Genomic DNA, 11,440 nt, shown 5'->3' with positions numbered 1-11,440 from the left:
GCACTCCAGCCCGACCATTTGCCGAGTCCGGCCTGAAAGCCTATATGCCGGGATCAAAGGACAAAGCATGGCTCGCATCTACCAAACACGCATCTGGCACGACCAGCTTTCGCCAACGATGGAGGAAATCGAGCTCCTGGCGCTGGAGGCCTATGCCCATCTGCCGGAGGACTTTCGCAAGCTGACCGGCGAGATCGTCATTCAGATCGCCGAATTCCCGACCGACGAGATCATGGACGACCTTTCGCTGGAAACGCCCTTCGACCTGCTCGGCCTGTTCGAGGGGCGCGGCATCGCCGAGCGCTGGAATCCGCAGACCGGCGAGGGGCCGAACCGCATCACGCTCTATCGTCGCGCCATCCTCGACTACTGGGCCGAGAACGAGGAAACGCTGGGCGACATCGTCACCCATGTGCTGATCCACGAGATCGGCCACCATTTCGGCCTGTCGGACGACGATATGGAGAAGATCGAAGAGGCAGCGGAGTAGGATGTGCTGATATTCAGGTGATGCCGGCCTGCGAACGGCGGCTTCCCGCACTTCCGGTGTTAACGTCCCCAAAAGTACGCTCCGCTCCGGTTCTCGGAAACCACCCAGTCTGGTCGCTTCGCGCCCGTCTTCGACTCCGGCGCGGCCTGACCTGAATCTCAACACACCCTGCTTCGGCGCTTTTGCAAAGCCTACCAATCGCTGAGCTTGGTGTCGGGGCCGTATTCCTGGCCCTCGATGTCCTTCACCACGGCCTGGCCGCAGCGCATGGTCTTGGCCTCCTTGTCATAGGCATAGGTCGGCGAGCCGAACAGGTGCCAGCCCTTGTTCAGCGCCGCCGTCACCTTGTGGCAGAAGCTGGCATCGTCCGGGCCGGACAGAAAGCGGTAGAGTTTCATTCTTCAATCCTGTCGTCAGTTACGTTAGTCATGCGCGAACAGCGGCGGCCTTCGCCAGCAGTTTTTCGGCCTGCGCCAGATGCAGCCGCTCGACCATCTTGCCGTTCAGCGCAACTACCGCCCTACCGGTATTTTCGGCGAACGCGAAGGCATCCTTGACCGCGCGCGCCTCGGCTATTGCTTCGGGCGACGGTGCAAAGGCGCGGTTCGCGGCTTCGATCTGAGCTGGGTGGATCAGCGACTTGCCGTCAAAACCCATGGCGGCCGCTTCCGTGCACTCGCGCGCAAACCCGTCCATATCGCGAAAATCATTGAAGACGCCATCGAGCAGGTCGAGGCCGCCGGCACGCGCCGCGAGCACCATTTGCATCAGCCATGGCACGAGATAGCGCCGATCGGGCGTGGCGAGAATGCCGGTGTCCTTGATCAGGTCGTTCGTTCCGGCAACGAAACAAACCAGGCGAGAGGCTGGGTCGCGGCCGAGCTCGGCGATCGGCCCGATATTGAGCAGCGCCTTGGGCGTCTCGATCATCGCCCACAGCTTGACCTCGTCCGCGATAAAATTGTCGTCGAGCACGTCGCCGGCCTCGAGGATGTCGCGCGGCGTGTCGACCTTGGGCAGCAGGATGGCGTCGGGCGTGCATTTTGCCGCGGCCGGCAGATCGTCGGCGCCCCATTCGCTCGACAGCGCATTGATGCGCACCACCATCTCGCAGCGCCGGTTGGAATGGCCGGCGAAAATCGCCGCCAGCTTTTCGCGCGCGGAAGGCTTGTCGGCCGGGGCGACGGCGTCCTCGAGATCGATGACGACGGTATCGCAGGCCAGCGATTGGATCTTGGCCAGCGCCTTGTCGTTCGAAGCCGGGACGTAAAGCACCGAGCGGCGCGGGCGGTAGCTTTCGGTGGTCATCTCCGATCTATGCCGTCTGCAGCCGGCCGAGGCAAGCCGTGCATAAAAACTGCGCGCAATTTCGGAAAATCTCCTCGTCTCCGCCCCGCTTGCCACCCGACCGGATGCGACAAGGGCGGCATGCAAGAGCGAACGAACTCCCGTTGGTCCCTGCCATACCGGCTTCGCCGCGAAAGCTGGTGGCTCGTCGATCCGCCCCGGACTTCGGTAAACCTCCTCCCTTTCGTCCGGAAATCCCCGCCCACCGGCCGCATCAAAGCCGCCGAGAAAGCCCGATCATGATAGTATTCCTCTCGGCGGCGCCGAGCTATTGCAACCGCTTCGGCGTTGCCGTCCTGCTCGTCGCGCTGGCCGATTTTTTCTTCTATGGCCAACCGGCGGGCATCACGCTTTTCCTGTTCGGCGTTGCGATTGCAGCGGCGAGCATGGCTCTCCATCCTCTCGGCGCCTTCAAGGATGGCAGGTTCTGGTTCAAGCCGGTTGCGCTGTTTATGGCGCTGCTGCCGCTTGTGGAAAATGTCAGCGCACTGTCCGTCTCCATCGCGCTGGCGGCGACGGCCATCTTCGCGCTTTCACTGGCCGGACGGTTGCGGCGCGGCCTTGCCCGTATTGCCGGCCAACTCTCGCTGTTCCTGCTTGCAACGCCATTTCGGCTCGTCCTTGATTTCTTCCGCTGGCGCATGGCGGCGCGGCGGCTTGGCCGGCGGCGCGTGCGCCTTGCGGCGATCGCCGTCTGGGTCATGCCGCTGGGCCTCGGCGCAGTGTTCCTCGCGCTGTTCGGCGCCGCCAATCCGGTCATCGAATATTGGTTCTCGCTGATCGACCTGATGGCACTGCTCGACCTCGTCCAGCTGCCACGTCTCGCCTTCTGGCTGTTCGTGCTTGCCTGCGTCTGGGCCTTTCTGCGGCCGCGCCTGCCGCGCTTTCTCCGCCGCCGCAGGGTGTCGCCAGCCAGCGCACCGGCGACGCCGGCCACCAGGACCACCATCGAGGACATCGTCTTCGGCAAGGCCGCTATCCTCCGCGCGCTCGTCGTCTTCAACATCCTGTTCGCGGTGCAGAGCGCACTCGACGCCACCTATCTGTGGGGCGGCATCGCGCTTCCCGACGGGCTGACCTATGCCGCCTACGCGCATCGCGGCGCGTATCCGCTGATCGTCACGGCGCTGCTGGCCGCCGGCTTCGTGCTGGCGGCGCTGCGGCCGGGAAGTGCGACCTCCGGCGATCCGCTCATCCGCCGGCTGGTTTATGCCTGGGTGGCGCAGAACATCCTCCTGGTGATCTCGTCGATCCTGCGGCTCGATCTCTATATCGGTATCTATGCGCTGACCTATTGGCGTGTCGCTGCGTTCGTCTGGATGGGGCTGGTGGCGGCGGGCCTTGTCCTGATCATAGCCCGCATCGCGCGCGAAAAGTCCAACGAATGGCTGCTTTCCGCCAATCTTCTGACGCTATCGGCGACGCTCTATGCCTGCTCGTTCATCAACTTTGCCGCGCTGATCGCCAACTACAATGTCGACCATTGCTTCGAAATGACCGGCCAAGGCACCCAGCTCGACGTCTGGTACCTGCGCTCGCTCGGGCCCGGCGCCTTGCCGGCGCTCGATCGCTTCGTCCAGCACCAGAGCAGGACGGTTTCCGCAGAGGATGCCTCCATCCGCGAACTCGCCGGCTGGTATGCACAGGACGAAGCACGCTTCCGCGCCGGCCAGGAAAACTGGCGGGGCTGGAGCTTTCGTGACTGGCGGCTCAACCGCGCCCTCGACAGGCGTGGCCCGTTCGTGGTTCCTCCGATGTCCGAACCCTTCATGCCGGGCCGCTGATTTGATGCCGCACCACATACTGGTCGCCGACGACGACCCGCACATTCGCGAAATCATCTGCTTCGCGCTGGAAAAGGCCGGCATGAAAACGCTGGCGGTGCCGGACGGCGCGGCTGCCTTGCAGGCGATAGAGCGCCATGAGCCCGATCTCGTCGTGCTCGACATCGGCATGCCGGAAATGGACGGGCTGGAAGTGTGCCGGCGGCTGCGCCACACATCCGACCTGCCGGTGCTGTTCCTGTCCGCGCGGGATGAAGAGATCGACCGCGTCCTCGGGCTGGAGATGGGCGGCGATGATTATGTCACCAAGCCGTTCAGCCCGCGCGAGCTGGTCGCCCGCGTCAACGTCATTCTGCGCCGCGCCCGGCCCACGCCGGAACAAGCCGACGACCGGCAATTCTCGCATGGCAGACTGTTGCTGGTTCCGGCAAGCCATACAGCCAGCTTCGACGGCAAGCCGCTGGCGCTGACGTCGATCGAATTCGCGATCCTGAAAGGCTTTTTGGCGCGGCCGGCGCATGTGCTTGGCCGCGACATGGTGATGGCCAACGCCTATGCGGCCAATATCCATGTCGCAGACCGCACCGTCGACAGCCATATCCGCAATATCCGCGCCAAGCTGGCGGCCGTCGGCTGCGTCGATGCGATCGAGACGGTGCACGGCGTCGGTTTTCGGCTGGGCGGATGCGGCGCGTGAGCGCCCAAGAACTGATTGGCAGCAAATGGCGGCCTCGCCTCGCCACGGTCGTCATCGCCATCCTGATCATGGTGATGGCGCTGCCGCTGGCTGGCCTGTTTTTCTTCCGGCTCTACGAGAACCAGCTGATCAGGCAGACCGAGGCCGAGCTGATCGCCCAAGGCGCCGCCCTTGGCGCGATCTATGCGCAAGAGGTTCGTGAGGCCGGCCTTGCCCCGGAAAAGCTCGGCGCACCCGTGCCTTCACCCAACACCAGCGATCGGGCTTCTCCCTACCAGCCAATCGAACCGCGCCTCGATCTTGCGTCCGACAGGATCCTGCCGACCCGGCCCGCGGCCACCGCGGCCATCGCCGATCCCGCCTTCGCTGCAATCGGCGCACGCCTGTCGGGCATTCTTGCCGAGACGCAGAAGACCACGCTCGCCGGTTTCCGGCTGCTCGATCCCAGAGGCGTGGTCATCGCCGGCCGTGAGGAGGCCGGCCTGTCGCTCGCGGCTGTCGACGAGGTTCGCGCAGCGCTTGCCGCCCGCTACGCCAGCGCGCTCAGGCTGCGGGTTCCCGACCAGCCGTCGCCGCCGCTCTATTCGGTCAGCCGCGGCACCAAGGTTCGCGTCTTCGTGGCCATGCCGGTTGCGGTCTCCGGCAAGGTCGCCGGCGTCGTCTATCTGTCGCGGACGCCGAACAACATCGTCAAGCATCTCTATGGCGAGCGCGGCAAGGTGGCGCTGGCGGCAATCGCCATCCTCGGCGGCGCGCTGCTGATCGGGCTGGTCTTCCTGCGCGCCGTCAGCCGTCCGATCTATGCGCTGATGGAACGCACGAAACGCATCGCCGCCGGCGACCGCGCGGCGATCAGGCCGCTCGATCACCACGGCACGCGCGAAATGGGTGAACTCTCTGCTGCTTTCCTCGACATGGCCGAAAAGCTGCACGCACGCTCCGACGGCATCCAGACCTTTGCCACCCACGTCTCGCACGAGCTCAAATCGCCGCTGACGGCGATCCAGGGGGCCGCCGAACTGCTGCGCGATTCGGGCAGCGCGATGGACGAGGCCGAGCGGCGGCGGTTTTCGGACAATATCGTCACCGATGCCGGCCGGCTCAACCTTCTGGTGCGCCGCCTGCTCGACCTGGCGCGCGCCGAAAATCTCGAGCCGAGCGGCGAAAGCACGTCGCTCGGTGCGGCACTGGCGCTGCTGCCGGCCGACGACAGGCTGGCGGTGCGCGTCGAGGCGGGCACCGAGATCGGGCTGCGCATATCGGCCGAAAACGCTGCGATCGTGCTGGCCAATCTCATCGACAATTCGGCGCGGCACGGCGCGACGCTGGTATCGGTCACAGCCGCAAAAGCGGACGGCAAGGCCACCATCGTGGTCGCTGACGACGGCGCCGGCGTTTCGCCCAGCAACCGAGGCCGCATCTTCGAGCCGTTCTTCACCACGCGCCGCGATTCCGGCGGCACCGGCATGGGCCTCGGCATCGTGCTGGCCCTCCTGAAAGCGCATGATGGCACGATCCGGCTGGTTGACTCGGCGAGCGGCACGCGCTTCGAAATCATCCTGCCGGCGGCGTGACTCGGCGGTTCAGATCGGAAGGGCCAAAAGGTGCATTACGACATCGTCATCATCGGCGGAGCCATCGTCGGCTCCTCGGTCGCCTATTATCTGCGCGAGGAAGGGTTTTCGGGCTCGATCGCGCTTGTCGAGCGCGACCCGCAATTTTCCCGCGCCGCGACCACGCTGTCCTGCGCCTCCATCCGCCAGCAGTTCTCGATCCCGGAAAACATCCGGCTGTCGCAATTCACGCTGAAACTGTTCCGGCGGCTCAGGGAAGAGTTTGGCGCGGACGCCGATATCGGCTTTCGCGAAGGCGGCTACCTCATCCTTGCCGGCGAGAACGGGCTGCCGATCCTGCGGGCCAACCACGAGGCGCAGATGGCCGAGGGCGCCGACATCGTGCTCGAGGATGCCGAGGCGCTCGTCCGCCGCTTTCCGTGGCTGTCGGTCGAGGGCATTTCCGCCGGCGCCTATGGCCGCAGCGGCGAAGGCTGGTTCGACGCGCATGCTATGCTGATGCTGTTCCGCAAGGCACTGCGAAGCAAGAACATCGATTTCATCACAGCGTCGGTGACCGGTATCGAGCGGCAGGGGAAGCGCGTCGCCGGTGTGACCCTCGACAATGGCGAGCGGCTCGAGGTCGGCACCGTCGTTAACGCCGCCGGGCCGAATGCCGGCAAGGTGGCAGCAATGGCCGGGCTGGCGCTGCCGGTGGAGCCGCGCAAGCGCAATGTCTTCGTCTTCGAGGCGCGCGAAAAATATGACGACATGCCGCTGCTGGTCGACCCGAGCGGCATCTATGTCCGGCCGGAGGGCTCGGTCTACATCACCGGCGGCGCCGAGCCGGAAGAGGGCGAAGGACCGGCCGACCCCGCCGACTTCGACCCCGACTGGCCGCTGTTCGAAGAGGTGATCTGGCCGGTGCTGGCGACCCGCATTCCGGCCTTCGAGGCGATCAAGCCGACGCGCGCCTGGGTCGGCCATTACGACTACAACACGCTCGACCAGAACGCGGTGATCGGCCCGCATCCCGAGGTCGGCAATTTCCTCTTCGCCAACGGTTTTTCCGGCCACGGCTTGCAGCAGGCTCCGGCGGTCGGCAAGGCGCTGGCCGAACTGATCGTGCATGGCGGCTATCGCACGGTGGATTGCTCGGCGTTCGGGTACAGCCGGATCGCCGATGGGCGGCCGTTTCGGGAATTGAATGTAATCTGAGAAGTCCGCGGCAGGCGTCAGCGCTTGCGGCCGAACCAGAATGCGTTGGGCATGCGCTCCATGCCGATACGCTCATAGAAGCCGACGGCGTCGGGTATGGAGATCAGGCTGATGGCAACGGAAGGTCCGAGTTGCCGGCGTGCCTCATCCATCAGGCCCTTGCCGATACCCAGCCCTTGCGCCGATGCAGAAACAGCGAGCTCGGAGATATAGCAGACCCAGGAAAAGTCGGTGATGCCGCGAGCGACACCAACCAGTGGCTTGCCCGGTGCATCGATGCGCGCGGTGAGCACCAGGTCGGCACTGGCAAGCATCGCCTTCAAACGGGCATGATCATCGACGGGCCGTGTCTCGCCGAGGCCGGATTCCACCAGAACGCGGCGGAACTCGGCGATGCCGAGGCCCGGTTCGCTGGCGTAAAGGATCGTGGATCGCGTTGTCATGTCGACAAAAGTGCACCATGGGCCGGTGGTTTTGAAGCTGTTTTGTACCGATTTTGTGTTTCGATCGACGACGGAAGTCCAAAAACAGCCGTCTTTTATTTGCCCGCGGCATTGTGTAAACCGGGCGCCAGCAATTCCCCGCAACGAGAAGAAGACGGGCAAGAACCATGGAAAAATTCACCAAGCTCACCGGTGTCGCCGCGCCGATGCCGATCGTCAATGTCGACACCGACATGATCATCCCCAAGGATTATCTCAAGACGATCAAGCGCACGGGGCTCGGCACCGGCCTGTTCGCCGAAATGCGTTACAAGGACGACGGCTCGGAAAACCCGGACTTCGTGCTCAACAAGCCGGCCTACCGCAAGGCGCAGATCCTGGTCGCCGGCGACAATTTCGGCTGCGGCTCGAGCCGGGAACATGCGCCGTGGGCGCTGCTCGATTTCGGCATCCGCTGCGTCATCTCGACCTCGTTCGCCGACATTTTCTACAACAACTGCTTCAAGAATGGCATCTTGCCGATCACCGTCAGCCCGGAAGACCTGGAGAAGCTGATGGACGATGCCTCGCGCGGTTCCAACGCGACGCTGTCGGTTGATCTCGAAGCCAAGGAAATACGCGGGCCGGACGGCGGCGTGGTCAAGTTCGACCTCGACGAATTCAAGCGCCACTGCCTCTTGAACGGCCTCGACGATATCGGCCTGACCATGGAGAAGGCCGGCGCCATCGCTTCGTTCGAGAAGAAGAACGCCGAGCTGCGGCCCTGGGCCTGAGCGGTAGGATGACCTGGCCGCGACAGGCCGGGTTCGTGGCGGCTGAACGGAGGGGACAGTCATGACACGTTCGCTTCTTGCCGGGGCCTGCGCGCTGGCGTGGATTCTGATGCCGGTGGCAGGGGCGCATGCACAGACCGACATGGTGCTCGTGCCGGCTGACGATTCGTCCGGCGGGGCCGCCGACCAGGGCGCGTTGAGCAATGCGGCCCTAGCCGACAATGACAAACAGGCGCCGATCCCGTTCGAGGGCGGCCAGCTGACCATCACTCAGGAGGAAGAGTACGGGGAACGGGTACTCGCCTTCGACGGCAAGGAACTGGCGCGCAATTACGACGTCTTCTTCGACAAGATCGTCGAGGTCGGCGGCGTCAAGGTGGCGCTGGTCGATGTCGGCGACGGCGGCAATCAATGCGGCCCAGCCAAGGTGATCGTTTGGAAGCCGGAAGGCGGCACGATCCAGACGGTCACGGTCGAGCAGGATGAATGCGGCGCGCCGCCGGCCGCGATCTCCGACAGCGCCGTCTATTTCGTACCCTATCTTTTGCCGGGCGATTCCAAGCCGGCGCTGCAATGGTCGCCGACGGCCGGACTGACGATTTCCGGCAATCTGACCTACATGCCGGAGCCGGGCACCGACTGGAAGGACGTCGATCCGTCGAAATACGACAACATCATCGACGCCTTCCACAATGAAGCGGTCTACAAACTAGCCGAGACACTGCTTGGCAGGGACATGCCCGACATGGCGACCAGCCTGCTGGTCGGCGGCGGCACGGAAAAAACCGCGTCGGGCGCCTTTTTTGCCAGCGGCTGCGTGCCGCATGATTGCGGCGGCAATGACGGCTTCATGGCGGTCGACCCGGTCAACCAGAAGCTCTATTTCGCCCGCCGCGGCGACAAGCCCGAGCCGGACGCGTGGCCGGCGGTGGGTACATGGCCGGCCGACGTCAAGGAAGCGCTGGACAAGGCGCTGGGGTCGGCGAATTAGAAATCGTTCTGCCGCGATCTTTCGCGCGCCCCGGACATCTCCCCACTTGGGGGGAGATCGGCCGTCACCGCCGCTTTCGCCAAACCGCCTACGCTGCAAAAAAGGAGGACACCATGCGAAAACTGATCTCCACCGGTTCGCCCTTCGAGAACACCGCCGGCTATTCGCGCGCCGTGGTGCAGGGCGACTGGTGTTTCGTGTCCGGAACGACCGGCTACGATTATGCGACCATGTCGATGCCGGAGACCGTAGAGGCACAAACGCGCAATTGCTTGGCGACGATCGCCAAGGCGCTCGGGGACGGCGGTTTCGACGTGGCCGATGTGGTGCGGGCACATTACTATATCACCGATGCGGCTTTCGTGGATGTGGTGTTCCCGATCCTCGGCGAGGCCTTTGGCGAGATCAGGCCGGCGGCAACGATGATCGTGTGCCAGCTCAACAAGCCGGAGATGAAGATCGAGATCGAGGTGACGGCGCTGCGGCGCACAGCCTGATGCCTGTCACGGTTGCGAAAACGACACGGTTAGCACGAGGATCGGCCCATGGTGAAGGTCAGGCGCATCGTTGCAAACATAGACACGCAGGATATCGCGGCGGCAAAACCCTTCTATCAGGATGTGCTCGGCCTCGATCTCAAGATGGATATGGGCTGGATCTCTACCTATGGCTCGCAAGAGACGATGTCCGTGCAGGTCAGTTTCATGGCCGAAGGGGGATCAGGAACGCCGGTGCCGGACATCTCTATCGAAGTCGACGACGTCGATGCCGCGCTTGAAAGCATGAGGACGGCCGGCTTTGCCATCGAATACGGTCCGGCGGACGAACCCTGGGGCGTGCGGCGCTTCTTCGTACGCGACCCGTTCGGCAGGCTGGTCAATATCCTTTCGCATCTGTAGGCGTTTTGTCTTGAGCATCGGATTCTCCCAAACCGGTTTCCACCTTTGGGTCCGATGCTCTGAACCGCGGGCTTGCGCGCCGGCTGCTTGGCGTTTAGCAAGGCCGCGTTCATGCGCTAAACGATTGGAACGGTTCTCATGGCTTCGAAAAATCTTCTCCTGCTTGCCGGCGACGGCATCGGCCCCGAGGCGATGGCCGAGGTGAAGAAGCTGATTTCCGCCATGAACGACAAGCTCGGCAGCGATTTCGTCACCGATGAGGGCCTTGTCGGCGGCTGCGCTTATGACGCGCATGGCGCGGCGATTTCCGATGCCGACATGGCCAAGGCAATGGCGTCGGACGCGGTGCTGTTCGGCGCCGTCGGCGGACCGAAATGGGATGCGGTGCCTTACGAGGTGCGCCCGGAGGCGGGTCTGCTGCGGCTGCGCAAGGACATGGAGCTGTTTGCCAATCTCAGGCCGGCCATCTGCTATCCGGCGCTGGCGGCGTCCTCCTCGCTCAAGCAGGAGGTGGTCGAAGGGCTCGATATCCTGATCGTGCGCGAGCTCACCGGCGGCGTCTATTTCGGCGAGCCTAAGCAGATCATCGACCTCGGCAACGGCCAGAAGCGCGGCATCGACACCCAAATATACGATACGTTCGAGATCGAGCGCATTTCGGGCGTTGCCTTCGAATTGGCGCGCACGCGCAAGAACCACGTCACCTCGATGGAAAAGCGCAATGTGATGAAGTCGGGCGTGCTGTGGAACGAGGTCGTCACCCAGACGCACAAGGCCAGGTATGCCGACGTCAAGCTCGATCACATGTTGGCCGATGCTGGCGGCATGCAGCTGGTGCGCTGGCCGAAGCAGTTCGACGTCATCGTCACCGACAATCTGTTCGGCGACATGCTGTCCGACATCGCCGCCATGCTGACCGGCTCGATCGGCATGCTGCCGTCGGCCTCGCTCGGCGCGCCGGATGCGAAGACAAAAAAGCGCAAGGCGCTCTACGAGCCGGTGCACGGCTCGGCGCCCGACATCGCCGGCAAGGGCATCGCCAATCCGATCGCCATGATCGCCTCCTTCGCCATGTGCATGCGCTATTCCTTCGGCATGGTTGAAGAGGCCGACCGGCTGGAAGGCGCGATCGCCGCCGTGCTCGATCAGGGCTTGCGCACCAGGGATATTCATTCGCCGGGGATGACCGAGGTCGGCACCGCTGAGATGGGCGACGCGATCATCGCCAAGTTCCTGGGCTGATCC

The 11,440-nt window shown here is 64.0% G+C and carries 13 protein-coding genes; 10 read left to right on the top strand and 3 right to left on the bottom strand.

What is annotated here, in order from left to right:
• Window positions 1-67 precede the first annotated feature (67 nt).
• Window positions 68-490, top strand: coding sequence for a metallopeptidase family protein (locus tag NKI54_RS17965; protein WP_023680515.1), 423 nt, complete (start codon window positions 68-70; stop codon window positions 488-490).
• A 191-nt stretch (window positions 491-681) separates the two neighbouring features.
• Here the strand turns inward: NKI54_RS17965 and NKI54_RS17960 are convergent, their stop codons facing one another.
• Window positions 682-888, bottom strand: coding sequence for a DUF1737 domain-containing protein (locus NKI54_RS17960; RefSeq protein ID WP_352458330.1), 207 nt, complete (start codon window positions 886-888; stop codon window positions 682-684).
• A 28-nt stretch (window positions 889-916) separates the two neighbouring features.
• Complete coding sequence (locus tag NKI54_RS17955; RefSeq protein ID WP_352636473.1) at window positions 917-1,798, bottom strand: HpcH/HpaI aldolase/citrate lyase family protein; 882 nt, start codon at window positions 1,796-1,798, stop codon at window positions 917-919.
• A 278-nt stretch (window positions 1,799-2,076) separates the two neighbouring features.
• Between NKI54_RS17955 and NKI54_RS17950 the strand changes: the two genes are divergently transcribed.
• Genes NKI54_RS17950 through NKI54_RS17935 form a run of 4 tightly spaced genes read left to right on the top strand, consistent with a single transcriptional unit; the run spans window position 2,077 to window position 7,089 of the window.
• Window positions 2,077-3,621, top strand: a complete 1,545-nt coding sequence (locus NKI54_RS17950) for a DUF4153 domain-containing protein (RefSeq protein WP_352577309.1) — start codon at window positions 2,077-2,079, stop codon at window positions 3,619-3,621.
• Window positions 3,622-3,625: 4 nt separating this feature from the next.
• The gene (locus NKI54_RS17945; RefSeq protein WP_352636472.1) at window positions 3,626-4,318 is read left to right on the top strand and encodes a response regulator transcription factor; all 693 of its coding nucleotides are present in this window, start codon (window positions 3,626-3,628) and stop codon (window positions 4,316-4,318) included.
• Complete coding sequence (locus NKI54_RS17940; protein ID WP_352636471.1) at window positions 4,306-5,892, top strand: ATP-binding protein; 1,587 nt, start codon at window positions 4,306-4,308, stop codon at window positions 5,890-5,892. The genes NKI54_RS17945 and NKI54_RS17940 overlap by 13 nt, the downstream gene beginning before the upstream one ends.
• A gap of 30 nt (window positions 5,893-5,922) precedes the next feature.
• Complete coding sequence (locus NKI54_RS17935) at window positions 5,923-7,089, top strand: NAD(P)/FAD-dependent oxidoreductase (RefSeq protein WP_352636470.1); 1,167 nt, start codon at window positions 5,923-5,925, stop codon at window positions 7,087-7,089.
• Between the two features lie 17 nt (window positions 7,090-7,106).
• Here the strand turns inward: NKI54_RS17935 and NKI54_RS17930 are convergent, their stop codons facing one another.
• The gene (locus NKI54_RS17930) at window positions 7,107-7,532 is read right to left on the bottom strand and encodes a GNAT family N-acetyltransferase (protein WP_352636469.1); all 426 of its coding nucleotides are present in this window, start codon (window positions 7,530-7,532) and stop codon (window positions 7,107-7,109) included.
• Between the two features lie 167 nt (window positions 7,533-7,699).
• Here NKI54_RS17930 and leuD point away from each other — a divergent pair, with 167 nt between their 5' ends.
• The 5 genes from leuD (at window position 7,700) to leuB (ending at window position 11,437) form a co-directional block, all read left to right on the top strand.
• Window positions 7,700-8,305 (top strand): 3-isopropylmalate dehydratase small subunit, encoded by a 606-nt coding sequence (leuD, locus tag NKI54_RS17925; RefSeq protein WP_292663076.1) that lies wholly within the window; start codon window positions 7,700-7,702, stop codon window positions 8,303-8,305.
• A 61-nt stretch (window positions 8,306-8,366) separates the two neighbouring features.
• Window positions 8,367-9,296: an Ivy family c-type lysozyme inhibitor gene (locus NKI54_RS17920; protein ID WP_352636468.1), complete on the top strand. Its 930-nt coding sequence runs from the start codon at window positions 8,367-8,369 to the stop codon at window positions 9,294-9,296.
• A 113-nt stretch (window positions 9,297-9,409) separates the two neighbouring features.
• Window positions 9,410-9,793: a RidA family protein gene (locus tag NKI54_RS17915; protein ID WP_023680528.1), complete on the top strand. Its 384-nt coding sequence runs from the start codon at window positions 9,410-9,412 to the stop codon at window positions 9,791-9,793.
• A 51-nt stretch (window positions 9,794-9,844) separates the two neighbouring features.
• A complete protein-coding gene (locus NKI54_RS17910) occupies window positions 9,845-10,195 on the top strand; it encodes a VOC family protein (protein WP_031213189.1) in 351 nt (116 codons plus the stop codon).
• A gap of 138 nt (window positions 10,196-10,333) precedes the next feature.
• Window positions 10,334-11,437: a 3-isopropylmalate dehydrogenase gene (gene leuB, locus NKI54_RS17905; RefSeq protein WP_352636466.1), complete on the top strand. Its 1,104-nt coding sequence runs from the start codon at window positions 10,334-10,336 to the stop codon at window positions 11,435-11,437.
• Window positions 11,438-11,440: the final 3 nt, after the last annotated feature.

It is taken from the genome of Mesorhizobium sp. M0663 (genome assembly GCF_040320585.1).
In the GTDB taxonomy this organism is placed as follows: Bacteria; Pseudomonadota; Alphaproteobacteria; order Rhizobiales; family Rhizobiaceae; genus Mesorhizobium.
The sequence above is the reverse complement of the archived record's forward strand: the minus strand, read 5'-3'. Positions and strand labels throughout refer to the sequence as shown.